General features: G+C 65.2%; 15 protein-coding genes. 6 read left to right on the plus strand and 9 right to left on the minus strand.

Annotated features, from left to right (window positions below):
• Nucleotides 1–54 precede the first annotated feature (54 nt).
• On the minus strand, nucleotides 55–873 hold the full coding sequence (locus FDW81_RS14970; protein ID WP_138135018.1) for a ParA family protein: 819 nt from the start codon (nucleotides 871–873) through the stop codon (nucleotides 55–57).
• Between the two features lie 300 nt (nucleotides 874–1,173).
• Here FDW81_RS14970 and FDW81_RS14975 point away from each other — a divergent pair, with 300 nt between their 5' ends.
• Nucleotides 1,174–4,572 (plus strand): pyruvate carboxylase, encoded by a 3,399-nt coding sequence (locus FDW81_RS14975; RefSeq protein WP_138135019.1) that lies wholly within the window; start codon nucleotides 1,174–1,176, stop codon nucleotides 4,570–4,572.
• A gap of 85 nt (nucleotides 4,573–4,657) precedes the next feature.
• Here the strand turns inward: FDW81_RS14975 and FDW81_RS14980 are convergent, their stop codons facing one another.
• Complete coding sequence (locus FDW81_RS14980; protein WP_138135020.1) at nucleotides 4,658–6,466, minus strand: long-chain fatty acid--CoA ligase; 1,809 nt, start codon at nucleotides 6,464–6,466, stop codon at nucleotides 4,658–4,660.
• A 188-nt stretch (nucleotides 6,467–6,654) separates the two neighbouring features.
• On the opposite strand from FDW81_RS14980, the gene FDW81_RS14985 reads away from it, so the two are divergent.
• Complete coding sequence (locus FDW81_RS14985; RefSeq protein WP_138135021.1) at nucleotides 6,655–7,746, plus strand: ROK family glucokinase; 1,092 nt, start codon at nucleotides 6,655–6,657, stop codon at nucleotides 7,744–7,746.
• A gap of 62 nt (nucleotides 7,747–7,808) precedes the next feature.
• Here FDW81_RS14985 and FDW81_RS14990 read toward each other — a convergent pair whose 3' ends face one another.
• The 3 genes from FDW81_RS14990 to FDW81_RS15000 are packed head-to-tail and all read right to left on the minus strand — an operon-like array spanning nucleotide 7,809 to nucleotide 9,965.
• Nucleotides 7,809–8,372 carry a hypothetical protein gene (locus FDW81_RS14990; protein WP_138135022.1) on the minus strand — a complete coding sequence of 188 codons (564 nt, stop codon included), beginning with the start codon at nucleotides 8,370–8,372 and terminating at the stop codon, nucleotides 7,809–7,811.
• Complete coding sequence (locus tag FDW81_RS14995) at nucleotides 8,359–9,180, minus strand: carboxylesterase (protein WP_138135023.1); 822 nt, start codon at nucleotides 9,178–9,180, stop codon at nucleotides 8,359–8,361. The genes FDW81_RS14990 and FDW81_RS14995 overlap by 14 nt, the downstream gene beginning before the upstream one ends.
• Nucleotides 9,177–9,965, minus strand: a complete 789-nt coding sequence (locus tag FDW81_RS15000; RefSeq protein ID WP_138135024.1) for a carboxylesterase — start codon at nucleotides 9,963–9,965, stop codon at nucleotides 9,177–9,179. The genes FDW81_RS14995 and FDW81_RS15000 overlap by 4 nt, the downstream gene beginning before the upstream one ends.
• 111 nt (nucleotides 9,966–10,076) lie before the next feature.
• Here FDW81_RS15000 and FDW81_RS15005 point away from each other — a divergent pair, with 111 nt between their 5' ends.
• Nucleotides 10,077–10,895 (plus strand): 1-acyl-sn-glycerol-3-phosphate acyltransferase, encoded by an 819-nt coding sequence (locus FDW81_RS15005; RefSeq protein ID WP_138135025.1) that lies wholly within the window; start codon nucleotides 10,077–10,079, stop codon nucleotides 10,893–10,895.
• 89 nt (nucleotides 10,896–10,984) lie between these two features.
• Nucleotides 10,985–12,379: a class II 3-deoxy-7-phosphoheptulonate synthase gene (locus FDW81_RS15010; RefSeq protein ID WP_138135026.1), complete on the plus strand. Its 1,395-nt coding sequence runs from the start codon at nucleotides 10,985–10,987 to the stop codon at nucleotides 12,377–12,379.
• 48 nt (nucleotides 12,380–12,427) lie between these two features.
• On the opposite strand, the gene FDW81_RS15015 is transcribed toward FDW81_RS15010, so the two are convergent.
• Nucleotides 12,428–14,614, minus strand: coding sequence for a Stk1 family PASTA domain-containing Ser/Thr kinase (locus FDW81_RS15015; RefSeq protein WP_138135027.1), 2,187 nt, complete (start codon nucleotides 14,612–14,614; stop codon nucleotides 12,428–12,430).
• Between the two features lie 91 nt (nucleotides 14,615–14,705).
• Complete coding sequence (locus tag FDW81_RS15020) at nucleotides 14,706–16,076, minus strand: lytic transglycosylase domain-containing protein (RefSeq protein ID WP_138135028.1); 1,371 nt, start codon at nucleotides 16,074–16,076, stop codon at nucleotides 14,706–14,708.
• A 242-nt stretch (nucleotides 16,077–16,318) separates the two neighbouring features.
• On the opposite strand from FDW81_RS15020, the gene FDW81_RS15025 reads away from it, so the two are divergent.
• Nucleotides 16,319–16,672 (plus strand): Rv2175c family DNA-binding protein, encoded by a 354-nt coding sequence (locus tag FDW81_RS15025; RefSeq protein WP_171027235.1) that lies wholly within the window; start codon nucleotides 16,319–16,321, stop codon nucleotides 16,670–16,672.
• Nucleotides 16,673–16,724: 52 nt separating this feature from the next.
• On the opposite strand, the gene FDW81_RS15030 is transcribed toward FDW81_RS15025, so the two are convergent.
• Both FDW81_RS15030 and FDW81_RS15035 read right to left on the minus strand, forming a co-directional pair.
• Nucleotides 16,725–17,819 (minus strand): polyprenyl synthetase family protein, encoded by a 1,095-nt coding sequence (locus FDW81_RS15030; protein WP_138135029.1) that lies wholly within the window; start codon nucleotides 17,817–17,819, stop codon nucleotides 16,725–16,727.
• On the minus strand, nucleotides 17,816–18,349 hold the full coding sequence (locus FDW81_RS15035; RefSeq protein WP_138135030.1) for a hypothetical protein: 534 nt from the start codon (nucleotides 18,347–18,349) through the stop codon (nucleotides 17,816–17,818). The genes FDW81_RS15030 and FDW81_RS15035 overlap by 4 nt, the downstream gene beginning before the upstream one ends.
• A 140-nt stretch (nucleotides 18,350–18,489) precedes the next feature.
• On the opposite strand from FDW81_RS15035, the gene dinB reads away from it, so the two are divergent.
• The gene (gene dinB / locus FDW81_RS15040; protein ID WP_138135069.1) at nucleotides 18,490–19,650 is read left to right on the plus strand and encodes a DNA polymerase IV; all 1,161 of its coding nucleotides are present in this window, start codon (nucleotides 18,490–18,492) and stop codon (nucleotides 19,648–19,650) included.
• Nucleotides 19,651–19,670 lie beyond the last annotated feature (20 nt).

A 19,670-nucleotide genomic window follows, 5' to 3' on the forward strand; every position in this document is an offset into this window, starting at 1 on the left:
AGGAGCCGCCCTCCGCACGGAGGGCGGCTCCTGCTGTTAAGTCTTCGAGTCCTTTTACCTGGCGCGGCTTCGCAGCCCGTTTCCCGCCGCCATCAGGTTGGCCAGCAGCTCATCAAACAGGGCCGCAGCCGATTTCGCTGAATCCCCCGGCCAGTGGTGCACCGGGTGCGCAGCGCCCTGGATCTGTTGCCAGTTCGCCTGCTCGGGAATCCGCGGGTTCAGGAGCAGGTCCCCGAACATGGACTCCATTTCGGCGAGGCGGTACGTGTGTTCGGAAGAGCCGGTCCGCACCCGGTTGGCCACAATGCCGGCGGGTGAGAGGTTGGGGGCGAACTCCTGGCGGAAAAGCTGGATGGCCCGCATGGTGCGCTCCGTACCGGCCACGGAGAACAATCCAGGTTCCGCAACGAGAGCCACTTTGTCGCTGGCAGACCATGCCATCCGGGTCAGGCCGTTAAGGGACGGCGGGCAGTCGACCAGGACAAGCTGGTAGTCGTCCCCGGTGGCCAGGACTGCGGACAGCCTGCGCAGGTCGCGGCGGCCAAGGTCCGGCCGGTCATAGATGCCGGTGTAGGCGGAGCCGACCGCGACGTCCAGGACGGCGGCGCCGAAACCGTTGGTCTGTGCCCTGGCTGTCCAGCTGCTGCCCACCACGTTTTCGGCCAGTTTCGCCCGCCGCGGGCTCTTCAGCATCCTGCCAATGTCCAGCTGATCGCCGGGCTGCACACCCAGGGCAGTGGTGGCATCTGCGTGGGGATCAAGGTCCACCACCAGCGTGCTGATGCCTGCGGCCAGCGCCGCAGACGCCAATCCTGTGGTGACGGAAGTCTTGCCGACTCCACCCTTAAGGCTGCTGATGCTGACTACTTGCACTTGAGAGACCAAAACCTAACGCCGGATGCCGTGTTGGGGGTAATGTTTGCTCCGGCAGTGCCGAAGCCGGACGGTCCTGCCGCCCCACTCATCATATGTTGATGCGTCGGCGAATCCTGCTTTATCGGGCGTCGGCACGGCACCGACGTGCTGCGGAGGGCGGTTTCCGGCCGGGCCGGCAGAAGGGTTCGGACATGACGGGAAAATCTGTGACGGTGGCCACAAAGATTTGTGTTTGTCCTTGTAGGTCCTAGACACTGTGACCACTCACCGATCCACCCGCAATGATGCAGGAGAAGTATGTTTTCCAAAGTTTTGGTGGCCAACCGCGGCGAAATCGCGATCAGGGCCTTCCGCGCCGGCTACGAGCTTGGTGCCAAGACCGTTGCCGTTTTTCCCCATGAGGACAGAAACTCGATTCACCGCCAGAAAGCCGACGAGGCATACCTGATTGGCGAAGAAGGCCACCCCGTCCGGGCCTACCTGGATGTTGAGGAAGTAGTGCGGGTGGCAAAGGAGTCCGGCGCGGACGCCATTTACCCCGGCTACGGGTTCCTTTCCGAGAATCCGGACCTGGCCCGCGCAGCCAAGGCCGCCGGCATCACCTTCGTCGGCCCGCCGGCTGAAGTGCTGGAACTCGCCGGCAACAAGGTGGCAGCGCTCAAGGCCGCCCGTGACGCCGGTGTGCCTGTCCTGAAGTCCAGCGCACCCTCCAAGGATCTGGACGAACTCCTGGCGGCAGCCGACGAAATTGGATTCCCCATCTTCGCCAAGGCCGTGGCCGGGGGCGGCGGCCGCGGTATGCGCCGGGTGGACACGCGCGAAGCGCTGCCGGAGGCGCTTCAGGCCGCGATGCGTGAGGCGGATGCCGCTTTTGGCGACCCCACCATGTTCCTTGAGCAGGCAGTCCTGCGGCCGCGGCACATCGAGGTGCAGATCCTGGCCGATGCTGAGGGTAACGTGATGCACCTCTTCGAGCGGGATTGCTCCATCCAGCGGCGCCACCAGAAGGTCATCGAGATCGCCCCTGCCCCAAACCTTGATGAAGGCATCCGGCAGGCGCTGTACCGGGACGCCGTCAAGTTCGCCAAGGCCCTGAACTACGTCAATGCCGGCACCGTGGAATTCCTCGTCGACACCGTCGGTGAACGGGCCGGCCAGCACGTTTTCATTGAGATGAACCCGCGCATCCAGGTGGAGCACACGGTCACGGAAGAAGTCACCGATGTTGACCTGGTGCAGGCGCAGATGCGCATCGCCTCAGGTGAGACCCTCGCTGATCTGGGCCTCTCGCAGGACACCGTACGCCTGAGGGGCGCGGCACTGCAGAGCCGCATCACCACCGAAGATCCGGCGAACGGCTTCCGGCCCGACGTTGGCAAGATCACCGGCTACCGCTCCGCCGGCGGCGCGGGAGTGCGGCTCGACGGCGGCACCGTTTACTCGGGTGCCGAAATCAGCCCGCACTTTGACTCCATGCTGGTCAAGCTCACCTGCCGCGGCAGGGATTACCCGGCAGCAGTGGCTCGGGCCCGCCGGGCCCTCGCCGAGTTCCGCATCCGCGGTGTTTCCACCAACATCTCCTTCCTGCAGGCGGTGCTGGACGACTCCGACTTCATCGCCGGCGACGTCGCCACCAACTTCATCGACGAACGTCCCCAGCTGCTGAAGGCCAGGGTTTCCGCGGACCGCGGCACCAAGCTTCTCACCTGGCTGGCCGACGTTACGGTCAACAAGCCCAACGGTGAACTCACCTTGCACTCGAACCCGGCCAGTAAGCTCCCGTCCGTCAAGGACAGGGAGACCAGGCCGGGCTCCCGGCAGAGGCTCCTTGAGCTTGGGCCGGAGGGCTTTGCCAGGGCACTGCGGGAACAGAACGCGGTGGCGGTCACGGACACCACGTTCCGGGACGCGCACCAGTCGCTCCTGGCCACGCGCGTCCGGACCCGGGACCTGGTGGCGGCCGGACCCGCGGTGACCGCGCTGATGCCGGAGCTGTTGTCTGTCGAGGCCTGGGGCGGCGCCACGTATGACGTGGCCCTGCGCTTCCTGGGCGAAGACCCCTGGGACCGCCTTGCAGCGCTGCGTGAGGCGATGCCGAACGTCTGCATCCAGATGCTGCTGCGCGGCCGCAACACGGTGGGTTACACGCCCTACCCGGAGGAGGTCACCGAAGCGTTCGTCAACGAGGCCGCGGCAACCGGCATCGACATTTTCCGCATCTTCGACGCCCTTAACGACGTGAGCCAGATGGCACCTGCCATCCGCGCCGTCCGGGCCACCGGCACCGCCGTCGCCGAAGTGGCACTGTGCTACACGGGCGACATGCTGGATCCCAAGGAAACGCTGTACACGCTGGACTACTACCTGGGGCTGGCGCAGAAGATCGTCGACGCCGGCGCGCACATCCTGGCGATTAAGGACATGGCAGGCCTGCTGCGTCCCGCCGCTGCCGCCAAACTTGTGGCAGCCCTCCGGGAACGCTTCGACCTGCCGGTCCACCTGCACACCCACGACACCGCGGGAGGCCAGCTGGCAACCCTCCTGGCTGCCGTCGACGCAGGCGTCGATGCCGTGGATGTGGCCTCCGCATCCCTGGCCGGAACCACCAGCCAGGTATCGGCGTCGGCGTTGGTTGCAGCCCTGGCACACACTCCACGGGACACTGGCCTGAGCCTGGATGCCGTCAGCTCCCTTGAGCCCTACTGGGAGGCGGTCCGCCGCGTCTACGCACCGTTCGAGTCGGGACTGCCCGGTCCCACTGGCCGCGTCTACAAGCACGAGATCCCCGGCGGCCAGCTGTCCAATCTCCGCCAGCAGGCCATGGCCCTTGGCTTGGGGGAGCGGTTCGAAGCGATCGAGGACATGTACACCGCTGCGGACCGGATCCTGGGCCACCTGGTCAAGGTGACGCCGTCGTCCAAGGTGGTGGGCGACCTAGCCCTGCACCTGGTAGGCCTGAACGCGGATCCCGCGGACTTCGAAGAGAACCCGCAGAAGTACGACATCCCGGACTCGGTCATCGGATTCCTCTCCGGCGAACTGGGCGACCCCCCGGGCGGCTGGCCGGAGCCCTTCCGCACCAAGGCGCTGCAGGGCCGGAGCGTGAAGGTCCGGGATGTGGAACTCAGCGCCGAGGACAGCGCAGCCTTGAAGGCCGATTCCAGGACCCGCCAGCACACCCTGAACAGGCTGCTCTTCGACGGGCCCACCAAGGACTACCTGAAGAGCGTGGAAACCTACGGCAACATCTCCGTCCTGGATACCCGCGACTACCTTTACGGCCTGCAGCGGGGCAAGGAACATGAGATCCAGCTGGAGAAGGGCGTACGGCTGATCGCTTCCCTTGAAGCGGTGTCCGAACCGGACGAGAAGGGCATGCGCACCGTCATGTGCACGCTCAACGGCCAGTCCCGTCCCGTAGTGGTGCGGGACCGTTCAGTGGTCAGTAACGTCAAGGCCGCCGAGAAGGCAGACCCGGCCCAGCCGGGCCATGTCGCGGCGCCGTTTGCCGGCGCTGTCACGATGACGGTCAAGACCGGTGACGAGGTCAAGGCGGGTGACACCGTGGCCACGATCGAGGCCATGAAGATGGAGGCATCCATTACGACGCCGGTAGCCGGCAAAGTCTCCCGGCTTGCCATCTCCGCCGTGGAGCAGGTGGAAGGCGGCGACCTGCTGCTGGTTGTGGAGCAGTAACCCCGGCCGCTAAGTAAGACAACGGAAGGGTCCTCCCGGTGCGGGAGGACCCTTCCTTGTTGCTCGGGCTGGGTGGTGATGCCTGCTACGAGCGGGGTGCGGCGTACATCTCCTCAATGCTGGTTTCGAAGTCCTTCATCACCTGCGCCCGCTTCACTTTCATGGACGGCGTCAGGTGGCCGGAAGCTTCGGTGAATTCGGCAGGCACAATCCGGAAGGACTTGATGGCTTCAGCCTGGGACACCGAGGCGTTGGCGGCCGTAATGAGGTCCTGGACCGCCGCCTTGACCACCGGGTGGTCCGCAGCTTCTGCGAGGGAGGTGTCCGCGGCGAGGCCGTGCCGCTGCAGCCAGCCGGGCAGCGCCTCCTGGTCCAGGGTGACCAGCGCGCCGATGAACGGCCGGTTGTCGCCGACCACCAGCACCTGTGACACCAGGGCGTCAGCCCGGATCTGGTCCTCCAGCAGGGCAGGAATCACGTTCTTGCCGCCCGCGGTGACAATGATTTCCTTCTTACGCCCGGTGATCCATACGAAGCCGTCGTCATCGAGCCGGCCGATGTCCCCGGTGCGGAACCACCCGTCGTCGAACGTCTCAGCGGTGAGGTCAGGCCTCTTGTAGTAGCCGCGCATGACGCACACGCCCTTGGCGAGGATTTCCCCGTCGTCGGCGATCCGGACCGCATTGCCGGGCAGGGGCTTGCCCACGGATCCGATCTTGATCCGGGACGGTGTGTTGACGGAGATGGGAGCAGTGGTTTCGGTCAGGCCATAGCCTTCAAGGACCTGCAGGCCGATGCCCTGGAAGAAATGGCCCAGCCGCTCACCCAGCGGGCCGCCGCCGGACACTGCATGGGCCACATGACCGCCCATGGCCGCACGCAGCTTACTGTAGACCAGTTTGTCGAACAGGGCGTGTCGCAGCTTCAGGCCGAGCCCGACGCGGCCCTCCTGGCGGGCCTTGGAAAACGCGATCGCGGTATCGGCTGCCTTGTGGAAGATGGCTCCCTTTCCGCCATCCTCCGCTTTCGTGAGGGCAGAATTGTAGACCTTCTCGAAGACACGGGGCACGGCCAGGATGAACGTCGGTTCGTAGCTTTGCAGGTCGCTGAGGAGGTTCTTGATGTCCGGCGTGTGCGCCACGGTGGTGCCGGCCGCCATGGCGAGGACTGAGATGAAGCGCGCAAAGACGTGTGCCAGCGGTAGGAACATGATCGTCTTTGCGTTCTCGTGAACGATCTCGCCGATGATGGCCAGGGCGTTGTCCGCAAGCTCTACGAAGTTCCCGTGGGTGAGCTCGCAGCCTTTGGGACGGCCGGTGGTGCCGGAGGTGTAGATGATGGTGGCCGTATCGCTGAGGCCGGCGGCCTTCCTGCGGGCTTCGAGATCGTCATCGCTGACCCCGCGGCCGGCTTCGCGGAGGGCGTCCAGTCCCTTGCCTTCCAACTGCCAGATGTGCTCCAGCGAGGTCAGGGCTTCCGCTGTCACTGCCTGCCGGATGACGTCCTCATGATGTGCTGCCTCGCCAAAAGCGGCTACCGCGCCGGAATCACCGAGGTTCCATGCAACCTGGGACGGTGAGGACGTTTCATAGATGGGGACCGAAACGGCGCCGGCGAACCAGATGGCAAAGTCCACCAGGGACCATTCATAGCGGGTGCGCGACATGATGCCCACGCGGTCGCCGGCACCAACACCACTGGCCATCAGCCCCTTTGCCAGTGCCCTGACGTCGGCAAGGAAATCCGTGGCGGAAATGTCCTCCCAGGACCCGGAGGCATTCAGCCGTGAAAACAGCGCCGGGTTGCTTGCCTTGGTTGACTGCCGCAGCACCAAATCGGTGATGTTGGTTTCCGGTGGGACAACAACAAGAGGCGGAACACTGAATTCGCGCACTATAGCTCCTTTGATATCCGAGGTCCCGCACAGGGGTATGCCTAAAGAGTAGTACGCCCGTGCGGAGCCGTGCAGGATCTGCAGTTACTTACGGGTAACTTTGCCCTCAACGGTGCTGCGGCATGTGGGCGTCATCCCCGGGCAGCCAGCACGCCCCGGGGAAACCTGCCCACCTAGAATGGGGAACTATGTACGCACCGCCTCCCGGCGAGCAGGCCGGGCCACAGACAAGACCCGCCTCGTGGCGGAGGCGGCCCGCCGCCCGCCGGGCACGCACTCAGCGAGGCGAGGGCTTCCGCCAGCACCTGCGCCTCGGCCGCAAGGGCCTGGCTATCGGAATCGACATCGGCGGCACCAAGGTGGCCGCGGGCGTCGTGGATGCCGACGGCAGGATCCTCAGCGAGGCGCGGCGCTCCACGCCCGGCCGCGATCCCCGGGCCGTGGAGCAGGTCATCGTGGAGCTGGTCGAAGAACTCGGCAGGAGGCACCGTATCTGGTCGGTCGGCATAGGCGCCGCCGGGTGGATGGACCTCGACGGCGGCACGGTGCTTTTCAGCCCGCACCTGGCCTGGCGCAACGAGCCGCTGAGGGCAAACCTGCAGCAGCTCCTCCGCCGGCCTGTGCTCCTGGCGAACGACGCCGACGCGGCGGCATGGGCTGAATGGCGCTTTGGAGCCGGTCAGGGGGAGGATCGGCTGGTCTGCATCACGCTGGGTACCGGCATCGGCGGTGCCATGGTGATGGACGGCAGGGTGGAGCGCGGCCGGTTCGGTGTGGCCGGCGAGTTCGGACACCAGATCATCGTGCCCGGCGGGCACCGCTGCGAGTGCGGAAACCGGGGCTGCTGGGAGCAGTATGCGTCAGGGAATGCACTGGGGCGTGAAGCCAGGATCCTGGCGCGTGCCAACTCCCCGGTGGCCCAGGACCTGCTTGCCGCAGTGGAGGGCCGGGCTGAAGCGATTACCGGTGCCATCGTGACGGAGCTGGCTTTGGCAGGTGACGCAGCCTCCCGCGAGCTGGTGGAGGAAGTGGGGGAGTGGCTGGGGCTTGGGCTCGCCAACCTGGCTGCGGCGCTGGATCCCGGGCTCTTCGTCATCGGCGGCGGCCTGTGCTCGGCGGGGGACCTGCTGGTGGAGCCGGCCCGCAAGGCTTTCGCCCGCAACCTGACGGGCCGGGGGTTCCGCCCCGCCGCCGGGATCCAGATGGCGGCACTGGGCCCGAATGCCGGGCTGATCGGTGCTGCCGACCTGTCCAGGGTCAGCAGCCGGACGTGGCGCTGACCTGGCGGACGCGCGTATGCGCCGCCGCGCTGCCTGGTGGATTACCTGGGGAAGCCAAGCCGCTAGACCCGGGCCCCGTCGTCGTTCTCGTCCTTTTCCTGCGGCAGCTTCATGATCAGGTAAACGGTCCCGAGCACGAAGACTGCAACAATGCCCACAATGGCAAGCAGCGGTGCCGACCGCCAAAACATGGCTGACAGCAGAAGCGCCACGGGGCCGCCCACGGCGGCGAGCCAGGCGAGCATGGTCAGCGGTTCCGTGCCGGCCAGGCTGGGCGGTTCCTCGGGGACGAAGGTGTCCTCTTCCTCGTCCACTTCGTAGTCACGTGGGCCGGCAGGGGCGCCTCCTGCTGCTTCGGAGCCGGCGCTGTCCGCTGACGCCTGCCGCTCCGCCGCGGACATTTCCGCAGGCGCCGCTCCGGCCAGGCCCAGGGGGTCGAAATCCCGGAAAGCAGCAGGCCGGTTCCCGGGCGCTTGGGCGTCCTGGAACGGGCCTTCATCGGGGCCGGCTTCGGCGCCCGGGGTTGGCGCAGATGAATCAGATTCCAGCCGCGCAACGAGGTCCAGCCATACAGCGTCGTCCTGGTTGGCGCCCTGGTCCGGGGAGCCGGGGTCAGGCCTGTTCATGGGATGTGACCTCCAGGTCCGGTGCCGCACTTGCAGCTGCTTGATGGGGGTTTGCGCCGGAGACGATTTGACGGATGAATTCAACCGAGCCCTGGAAAATTTGGCCGGCATCGTGGTCCAGGGTGGCAACGTGGTAGCTGTTTTCGAGCCGGACCAGCTCCAGGGGGGCGTGTGTGAGTCCACGCTGCAGGGCCACCAGGCTCGAGTCGGACACCACGTGGTCCACCGTGGAGCGGTAGGCCAGGACTGGAGCAGTGACCCGGGGGAGGAGCCGCAGGGTATCCCGGAACATCTTGTTCAGTTCATGCGCCGCGGCAACCGGGGTCCGTGGATAAGCGCCCTCGTCCATGCCTTCCTTGAGGATGTCGTTGGCAATGGCCGGCGTACTTTTCATGACCAGCTTCAGGATTCCGGCGAGGGGCGCCCGCGGGTCATCGATCACCAGGGCCGGGTTCACCAGGACGACTCCTGCCACGGGGCGGCTGGCTGCAATCCGCAGCGCCAGGGCACCGCCCATGCTGAGGCCGGCTGAGACGACGTAGTCGCAGTCCGCATCCAGCTCAAGGTAAGCGTCGTCAAGGGCGCCGTGCCACTGTTGCCACCTTGTGCGTGCGAGTTCCTGCCAGCTGGTTCCATGGCCGGGAAGCAACGGCATGCGGACGGCGAAACCTGCTGCGGCCAACGCCTGGGCCCAGTCACGCAGCCCGTGCGGGCTTCCCGTGAAGCCGTGCGAGAGGACCACCCCGACGCGGGGTTCCCCGCCAGTGCAAGTACTGCTGAACGGGCTGTGGTTCAGGATGGAGGTCACGGAGTCTCCGATGCTGTCTTCTGGCGGGAGAGGGTGTGGAAAAAGGCGCTGGATTTCGCGAAGATCTCCGGCGCGTCCACGTCCAGCGTAGCCACATGGCCGCTGCTGTGAAGGTCCACCACTTCAGCGAGACGCCCCCCGAGCCCTTTTCGGAGCAACGCCAGGGATGTAGGCGGAACCACTGCATCCGTGCGGGACTTGAAAACCTGGACCGGAGCGGTGATGCCGGGAAGTGCTCGGGTCGCGGCAGCGAAGAGCTTCCTCAGCTCGTGCACTGCTGCCAGGGGGGTACGGGAATAGTCGCCGTCATTGGTCGCTGCCGCCGCCGGCTGCTCTTCCTGGATGGGCAGCGTGGTGCGCTGGAAGTACTTGAGCAGGCCAACGGCCCGGACGCGCCGGTCGTAGAAGCTCAGGCCCGGGTTGACCACGGACACGCCGGCGACGTCATGCCGGGAGGCAGCCAGCAGCGTGATGGCGCCGCCCATCGACAGCCCTGCCAGGAAGCACGTTTCCGTCCTGCCCTCAAGTTCCAGGTAAGCGGCCTCGAAACTGCGGTACCAGTCGCTCCAGCGGGTCCTGGCCAGCTGGCGCCAGTCGGTTCCGTGGCCGGGCAGCAGGGGAACGGTCACGGCGTAACCCTGCGAGGCGAGGTGTTCGGCCCACGGCAGGACGCTGAGAGGGCTTCCCGTGAAGCCGTGGCAAATTGCCACGCCAACCTTTGCATTAGGTCCGTGGCCCGGGTAGCTGAAAGCGGCAGGAGGGGACGGGTTGCTGCTTTCGCTCATGCCTCCATCGTGTCACTCTTCCGGACAAATCTCACTAGAGTAGGGTTGCATTGAACTGCTGGCCAGGCCCGACGCTGGGACCGGGGGCCGTCTTCCGGAGAGGGTTCTTACGTGTTCTATTGGGTCATGAAGAGGATCTTCCTGGGTCCTGTGCTAAAGCTTCTCTTCCGTCCCTGGGTCAAGGGCCTGGACAATATCCCGGCGGAGGGCGCGGCGATCATCGCCTCCAACCATCTGTCGTTTTCCGATTCCATCTTCATGCCGCTGATGGTCCACAGGCCCGTGGTTTTCCTGGCGAAGTCGGAGTATTTCACCGGGACAGGCATCAAAGGCCGGCTCACAGCGGCGTTCTTCCGGCTGACCAACCAGTTGCCGATGGACAGGTCCGGAGGCGCCGCCTCGGCCGCCTCGTTGAGTGCGGGCATGGAGGTGCTCAACCACGGCGGGCTGCTGGGCATCTACCCCGAAGGCACCCGGAGCCCGGACGGCAGGCTGTACCGCGGCAAAGTAGGGGTTGCCAGGCTTGCCCTGCAGGCTGGCGTGCCGGTGATACCAGTGGCCATGATCGGCACGGACAAGGTGCAGCCAATCGGGAAGCGGCTGCCCAACATCCGCAGGATCGGTATGATCTTCGGCGAACCGCTGGACTTCAGCGGCTACCGGGACCAGGCGGAGGACCGCGACGTCCAGAGGAAAGTAACGGACCAGATCATGTTCGAACTGATGCGGCTCTCCGGGCAGGAATACGTGGATGAGTATGCGGCCGTGGTGAAGCTGAGGCTTGCGGGCACGCCGGTGGAACCGGCAGCGGCAGCTGAACCGCTCGCTTCGCCCGCGCCTGCGGAGGGCGCAGCGGCCAGTGGAGGGCAGGACGGCCCCGCTGCCGGGCAGGGCTACAAGGACGACGGCGGGGCTGCCGCCGCAGGATAGTGCGGCCGCCCGCACCTGCTGTTGTGACGGCGTCGGCCTGCAGCGTGACGGTGCGGTGTCACGGGGACCTGTGCGACCGTTAGTCTTAGATGGTGACTGAGCTATCCGCAAAACCCGTCTTTTCGCTGTCCAGCACCGCCCAGAGCGGAGCAGCCGACTATCCCGGACTTGACCACTGGCGGGACCTTCCCATTTCGCAGCAGCCCAGCTGGCAGGACAGGGCAGTTTTTGACGCCTCCGTGAAGGAACTCTCCATCCTTCCTCCGCTGGTGTTTGCCGGTGAGGTTGATATCCTCCGCGAGCGGCTTGCCGCTGCTGCCCAGGGCAAGGCATTCCTGCTGCAGGGCGGGGACTGCGCCGAGACGTTCGAGGCCGCGACCGCGGACAAGATCAGCGCCCGCGTCAAAACAATCCTCCAGATGGCGGTGGTGCTCACCTATGGTGCGGCGATGCCCGTCATCAAGATGGGCAGGATGGCCGGGCAGTTCGCCAAGCCCCGCTCGTCCAACGATGAGACCCGCAACGGGGTCACGCTCCCCGCGTACCGGGGGGACATCGTCAACGGGTACGAATTCACTCCGGAGTCCCGCGGCCACGACGCCGCCCGCATGCTCCGTGCGTACCACACCTCCGCTGCGACACTGAACCTGATCCGGGCCTTCACCCAGGGCGGCTTTGCTGACCTTCGCTCCGTGCACCAGTGGAACAAGGGCTTCACCGAGAACCCTGCACATGCCCGCTACGAATCACTGGCCCGCGACATCGACCGGGCCATCAAGTTCATGGATTCCTGCGGCGCGGACTTCGAGGCGCTAAAGCGCGTTGAGTTCTTTGCCAGCCACGAGGCCCTGCTGCTGGATTACGAGCGGGCCCTGACCCGGATCGACTCCCGCACCGGGCTCCCGTACGACACGTCGGCGCACTTCCTCTGGATCGGGGAGCGGACCAGGGAGCTGGACCACGCCCACGTCGATTTCTTGTCCCGGGTGCGGAACCCCATTGGCGTTAAGCTGGGTCCGTCAACTACCGGTGACGACGCCCTTCGCCTGATTGACAAGCTGGACCCCGAGCGTGAGCCGGGCCGGTTGACCTTCATCACCCGCATGGGTGCAGGAAACATCCGCGAAAAGCTTCCCGCCGTCGTCGAAAAAGTCACTGCATCGGGCGCGCAGGTGCTGTGGGTCACCGACCCCATGCACGGAAATACCGTCACATCCCCGAACGGCTACAAGACCCGCAACTTTGACGATGTCATAGACGAAGTGCGCGGCTTCTTCGAAGTACACCACGCCCTGGGCACGGTTCCGGGCGGCCTGCACGTGGAGATGACGGGCGACGACGTGGCGGAGTGCCTCGGCGGCGCCGACCCGATCGACCAGGACGCCTTCCTGGACCGCTATGAGTCGGTCTGCGATCCGCGGCTGAACCACATGCAGTCGCTGGAAATGGCCTTCCTGGTGGCAGGCGCCCTCGCCCGGCACTGATACCGCGCTTCTTCATGCGCCCTGACGGTGGTGCAGGCGGCCTGCCGCCTACACCACCGTCAGGGTAATGACTGAACCTTCCGGCACTTCCGTGTCCACCGGATCCTGGTCACGGACAGTTCCGAAAAAGCCGCCCAGGATATTGTTCACGCGGACCTGGAACCCCAGGTTCTCCAGCGCCCTCCTGGCCTCGGCGGCCTGTTTGCCGATGTAACTGGGGACCTCCACCATCCGTGGTCCCTTTGAGATGGTCAGTGTCACGGTGCCGCCCCGCGTGAGAGTTCCGGTGGCCGGAGCCTGGCTGACCACCGCACCCTCAGGGATATCCCTGCTGAACACTTCTTCCCGTGCCACCTCCGCCTGGAGTCCGGCCGCCTCGATGGCGTCGACGGCATCGTCCTCGTCCTGGCCCACCACGGAGGGCACAGGTATGGGCTCGGGGCCTTTGGAAACCACCAGGCTGACGGGCGTACCATGGCGGACAGCCGTGCCTGCGGCCGGCTCCTGCGACAGGACTATGCCCGCGGGCACCTCCTCGTTAAAATGCTCCGTTACTGTTCCGAGGGCCATTTCCGCCGCGTTGAGGCCGTTCTTGGCTTCCTCCAGGGTGCCGCCGGACAGTTCCGGCAGGGGGAACAGTTGGGGACCTTTGGACACGAAGAGGGATACCGGCTGGAATTTGCGGATTTCCGTGCCTGGTTCCGGCTCGCTGCCCACCACCAGCCCGGACGGCACGTCGTCGTCGAAGACGTCGCTGGTGGTGGACCGGAATCCGGCATCGCTGAGAAGCTGCTGTGCCTGTGCCACCGTCTTGTTCACCACCGGGGGGACGGTGGCGGCGGAGCCTGGCCCCATTCCAAAGAACCACCCGGCACCGGTCGCCAACAGGGCGGCAATAATGAGGACTGCCACCCACAGGACCCCCCTTCGGCGCGGGCTGCCGTCCCTGAGGGTTCTTACGGGCGTTGCCGCAGCACGGGCCCGGGCCCGTTCCTCTTCCTTGTCGGCCTTGCGCTGTGCCCGTTTGCCCGGCCGGGCAGGAGGCGGGGGAGCCCAGGGCACTTCTGTATCGTCCTCCGGCGGCGTGAGCGCGTGCCGCGAAGCACCGGGAAGGTGCCCCGGTGGTCCGTCCCCGGAAGGGGACTGCCCAGGCGATGGCCGGTACGGGGGTGCGGCCGGCTTGCCGAAAGGCAGGACGGTGGTGGGGTTGTTGGTCCTTCCGATGACCTCCGTGGGACTCTGGGCGGCAGGGCTTTGGCTGGCGGGACCCTGGACAGGCACTGTGTCCTGGGACTGCCGCGGCGGCTGTGGCTCGCGCTGGGCCGGATGCCAGGAGCCTGCAGCACCCGCATCCCCGGCAGCAGCGGCCGGCGGATGCAGGTCGAGCTCCGCGTCAGTGAGGTTGGTCCGGATGTGCCGCAGTTCCTGCAGCAGTGCGTGTCCGTCCACCGGCCGGTTCTCCGGATCATTGGCGGTGCACCACTGCACCAGCTCATCCACCTCGGCGGCCAGCCCCGGGACCAGGGCGGAAGGCGGGCCGACTGTTCCATTGACGTGCTGGTAAGCCACCTGGATGGGTACCTCGCCTTTGAAGGGCTGCTGGCCGGTGAGCATCTCGTAAAGCATGATGCCCACGGAGTAGATGTCGCTGCGGGCGTCGGCCGGTTGTCCCAGGACGAGTTCCGGCGAGAGGTAGGCAACCGTACCTATCAATGCACCGGTGCTGGTGGAAGTGGTGACCGCACGCGCGAGTCCGAAGTCGCCGACCTTGATCCGGCCGTCGTGGGAAATCAGCACGTTTTCCGGTTTGACGTCACGGTGGATGAAGCCCGCAGCGTGTGCAGCGCCCAGTCCTTCAACCACTGGATCTATCAGCGCCAGGGCCAAACGGGGCGGGAGTGCGCCCTTTTCGTTGATGAGGTCACGCAGCGTGTGGCCCTTGATGTACTCCATGACCAGGTAGGCGGTGTGGCCGTCGTTCCCCTGGTCAAGGACGCCCACCACGTGCGGGTGCGACAACCTCGCTGCTGCCTTCGCTTCCCTGCCCAGCCTGCCCAGGAAGTTTTCATCTGCGGACAGGTGCGGGTGCAGTACCTTCAATGCCACATCCCGGTCCAGCCGCTGGTCAGTGGCCAGGTAGACAGTGGACATGCCGCCCCGGGCCAGCCTGGACCTGACGGCGTACCGGTTGTCCACCAGCGTTCCTACAAGGGGATCTGACACGTGTTCCTGCACCCTACGATCCTAATCCTTGCAATGAAACGGGTCCGAACCGATACCGGTCCGGACCCGTGTCCATGGTGCTGGGCGCCTGCGCGCGGGAGGCCTAGCCGAAGTTCTTCTGGTGAGCCTTGATGGCTGCGACGTAGGCCTTGGTGTCGTTGTACATGCCGTACTTGCTCACCGAGTACTGGCCCTGGTAGTAGCCTGCGATGGCTGTATCCCTGTCCTTGCTGGTGGCGAGGAGCTGACGGATGATCGCCACTCCGGCCGTTGCGTTGTCGTAGGGATCCAAGAGGTTCAGCTTCCGTCCGACCAGGTCCGATGCCCATTGGCCTGAGCTGGGGATGACCTGCATGGTTCCGATGGCATTGGCAGGGGATACCGCGCGCTGGTCGAACCCGGATTCCTGGTGGGCGAAGGCGAGGGCGAGTGAGGGCTCCACGCCCATCCTGCGGGCAGTGTCCGCCACGATGTTTCGCATTTCGGCCCGGGAAGGCACAGGGGAAGCGTTTAGAAGTGCCTTGTTTTGGTTGGCGGAGCTGACCACAGCAGCCGGATAGCTGAACCCGAGGAAGGAACTGGGGACCAAAGGAGTCACTGATGCGGCGGGCTGCGGCGCTGCACCCGAGGTTCCGGGGATGGTCAGCTTGTTGCCCGGGTAGATGGTACTGGTCATGCTCAGGCGGTTTGCGGTCAGCAGCTCAGAAAGCTTGACCCCGTGCCGGGAAGCGATGGCAGAGAGAGTGTCTCCGGCCTTGACGGTGTAGGAACCGGAAGCAGGCGCCGGACTGGCCGGTACCGGCGCAGTCGGTGCGGATGTGGAGGCCAGGCCCCCTGGAGCCGGAGCAGCGCTTCCCCCGCCGACCTTGATCTTCTGGCCGGGGTAGATGATGGAGCGCATGTTGAGGTTGTTCCAGGCGAACACCTCTGACAGGCCTACGTTGTGGCGGGATGCGATGGCGCCCAGCGTGTCACCTGGCTTCACCGTGTAGGTGGCTGCGCCTGCCGGCACGGGTGCAGCCGGCGCCGGGGCTGCGGACGGGGCTGCAGGTGCAGCAGCAGCCGTACCCGGCAGCTTGATCTTCTGGCCGGGGTAGATGATGGTGTTCGGCTGGAGGTTGTTCAGTTTGAGGACCTCGGCAGTGTTCAGCCCGAACTTTCCTGCGACGGCGCTGATGGTGTCGCCACGGGCGATGGTGTATTCCGCCGGTACCTGAGGCTTTGCCGGCCGCAAGGACGTGGGGATGGACGTGGACACCGAGGAGGCGGGGATCACCCCGCCGGTGGCCTTTGCGGCCTGCGCCTTCATGGCTGCGGCAAGTGTTCCGGGAATGGCGCGGGCGGGCTGCTCAGCGGCAGCCGGCTGGGCCAGGGCCAGTGATGACAGGACGACCGCTGGCAATGCTGCCGTGGTGGCGGCGAGCATGGGCAGGCTCGGCTTGGGGGGCTGCTTGTGCGAGCGGGACATCGACATGGAAAGAATCCTCTTCTCAACTGCGGGCGCGGGCGGGGATGCCGCTGTCATCACTGATACTACTGTTACTACTGTTATTGCTGTTACAAAAGTGGTCAATGAGAATCTCTCACGGATTGCGAAATAGCACAAGAATTCCTGTAATGGCCGCAAGGAAGAATTTTGGGAGTGTCCGGCAGGCCGCTGATCCCCATAAAGGGTCCGACTAGGCGGCGGGACGCGCAGCGTGGCAACCTTGATGCGTGAGTAACGTAGAAAACCTGGTGGCCGAATGGTTGCCCTTGCCCGACGTCGCGGATTTATTGAATGTGTCCATCACCAAGGTGCACAGCCTGATTGATGAACGCGCCCTGGTGGCACTGCGGGTGGGCGAACGGAATATCCGCTCGGTGCCCGCTGACTTTATCCAGGACGGCCAGGTAGTTGACAGCCTCAAGGGAACCATCGTTGTCCTTGCGGATGCGGGCTATTCCGATGAGGACTTGGTGGTGTGGCTTTTTACACCCGACGAGTCATTGCGTGGCCGTCCTATTGATGCTTTGCGGGAAGGCCGGAAAACGGAAATCAGGCGCAGGGCGCAAACTCTGGCCTGGTAATTGCACGGCTGGAATTCCGCCGCTCCCTTACTTCACGTCCAATCACATCCGGCTAGGAGGCTCGGCTGACGGCAGCTTCAGCCAGCCTCCGCAAAGCGGTTTTCGGCAATTCGTCCAGTGGGAGCGCCTCAAGGGCGTCGAAGGCAGCGGCGCCGAATTCGTTGATAAGCACCTCTGTTGCAGCCAATGCCCCGGATTCCTCTATGATCCGCCGGAGCTCCTGGATATCGCCAGCGGAAAGATCGGGGCTGCCGAGCCTGGTGTCGATAAACGCCGCTTCAGCTGCCGATGCATGGTCCAGGGCCAGGGCAACCAGGACTGTGCGTTTCCCTTCCCGCAAATCATCCCCTGCGGGCTTGCCGGTGGTGTCCGGGTCGCCGAAGACGCCCAGGACGTCGTCGCGGAGCTGGAAAGCTTCGCCCAAAGGAAGGGCGAAGGCGGAGTAGCCCCGCAGCAGCTCGTCCGGGGCTCCCGCGAGGGCTCCGCCCAGAGCCAGCGGATGCTCCGTGGAGTATTTGGCGGACTTGAAACGGATGATGGACTGGGCCCGGGAAACGGCGCCGGCACGGTCCCTGACGGGGCCGGCGACTTCTTCGAGGATGTCCAGGTACTGGCCGGCCATGACTTCAGCCCGCATGAGGTTGAAGATCAGCCTTGCCGTGCTGCCCGCCGCCGCCCGCTCGCCTATTTCAGTGAAGGCTTCCTCACTGAAGGACAGGCAGAGGTCCCCCGCCAGGATGGCCGCCGCCTGGCCGAACCGTTCGCTGTCCAGCGCCCAGCCCCGCGAGCTGTGCAACTGGCTGAAGCGGCGGTGGACACTTGGTCCGCCCCGCCGGGTGTCCGAGCGGTCGATGATGTCGTCGTGGATCAGGGCAGCGGCCTGGAACAGCTCCAGGGCTGCCCCGGCAGTGACCACCTCCTGCGCGGCGGTCTCTCCACCTGCGCCCCGCCAGCCCCAGTAGCACATCAGGGCCCTGAGACGCTTGCCGCCCGTCACCAGGTTGGAGATGGAACCCATGATCGGCTCGATGTCCGGGGAGATCGTGGACATGGTCGACTGCCGCGAAGCGAGGAACCCGGTCAGTTCGCCGGCAACCGCTGCGACGAAGTCTGCCTGCTCGTCCCTCAGTTGTTCTGCTCTGGTCACTTGGCTGACTCAGCTGCCACGTTGGCGCCGATGGTGAAGGTGGCAACTCCTGCTGCTTCAACCACCGAAAGATTTACAGTCTCACTGTCCCCCCGGACGAAATCCTTGGAAGCCACTGCTCCCACGGCTTCACCAGGCACCGCCTTGAAGCCCTGGCCCTCCAGCGCTTTCGTATAAAAGTCGATGACTGACGCAGTGGGGGCGGTGATGCTGGCTACGAGGGCGGCCGTGGCCGGAGCGGAGGCCTTATCAAAACTGCTGGACACAACGGTGGCCCCCGGCATAAGGGGAAGAAGCTGCTGCGGAAAGCCCTCGACCAGAGCGCCGACGGTAGCCCAAGTATTGGGAGATGCCGAGGGGCTGGGGGACGCGGTGATGCTGGATCCTGCAGTTGCCGGAATGGAAGCGGAAGCCGAAGCTGAAGTGCCAGTGGTTCCCGACGGTGTTGGATTGCAGGCTGCAAGGGCCAGAGCCGCACCGGCAGCGAGAACTGCCAAAGTTGCTGGCCTGGGGTTTCCAAATACCGTCACAGGGATTTCCTCCTGGTAGTGATGCCGGATTCAGCCTCCAGTCTAGACATTACGAAACCGATAGGATTGCAGCCGTGGGGCCTGAAGGGAAGAACGAGCCACCCGGAGTGCGCCTTCCGGGACGCAGGCGCAAGTGCATCATGCACGTGGATATGGACGCCTTCTTCGTGTCGGTTGAACTCAGGACGCGTCCTGAACTCCACGGCAGGCCTGTGATTGTCGGCTTCCCGGCGGAGCGTTCCGTGGTTCTCTCTGCCTCGTACGAAGCCCGGGCATTCGGAGTGAAATCAGCAATGCCCATGGCGGTTGCTGCCCGCATTTGTCCCCAGGCCGTCATCATCGAACCGCGCCACAAGCTGTACTACGAGGTTTCAGCGCAATTGATGGGGATCTTCGAATCCGTCACCGAACTCGTGGAACCCCTCAGCGTCGACGAAGCATTCCTTGACGTCACCGGGGCCATACGCCGGCTCGGGCCGCCACGGGGCATTGCAGAGATGATCCGGCGGCAGGTCGCCTCGGAGCTGGGCATTACCGCCTCGGTGGGGGTTGCGGAAACGAAGTTCGTGGCGAAAATTGCTTCCACCCGCTGCAAGCCGGACGGGCTGCTCCTCATCGGCCCGGATGAGACTGTGCCCTATCTCCATAGCCTTCCCGTCGGCGCCCTTTGGGGGGTAGGCGCAAAAACCGCGGACGTGCTGGCAAGGATGGGCATCAGGACTGTTGCGGACGTGGCAGCAACACCGCTGTCCGCGCTGAAAAAGATGCTGGGCGCCACAGGGGAACACGTCCATCAGCTCTCCTGGGGGATAGATCCACGCCCTGTCACTCCCGTCCGGCTGGAGAAGAGCATTGGAGCGGAGGAAACCTTTGCCGTGGACACCGCTGATGACGCCTTGCTGCACCGTGAACTCCTGCGCCTGTCCCACCGGACTGCCGCACGCCTGCGCTCGTCAGGAATGGTTGCCCGAACTGTGGCCATCAAGCTCCGTTTTGCGGATTTCTCCACCATCACCCGCAGCCGGACCCTCCAGACACCCGTGGACAGTGCGCAGCTGATCTACGCGGTGGTGCTGCAGTTGCTGGACGCCGTGGGGGAGCGGGCAATGACCGTGCGGCTCGTAGGCGTACGGGCTGAGCAGCTTGAAGAATCAGCCCGGACATCGCTGCAGCTCAGCATCGACCGCCGGGACGAGAACTGGCGCGCCGCTGAGCAGGCGCTGGATAAAGTCACCCGAAAGTTCGGCAACAAGTCGGTCCTGCCCGCCCGCCTTATGGGGCCAGGAAACACCCATGAATAGGGGCGCCCGAGGGTGGGCTG

Source organism: Pseudarthrobacter sp. NamB4 (assembly GCF_005796185.1).
GTDB lineage: Bacteria > Actinomycetota > Actinomycetes > Actinomycetales > Micrococcaceae > Arthrobacter.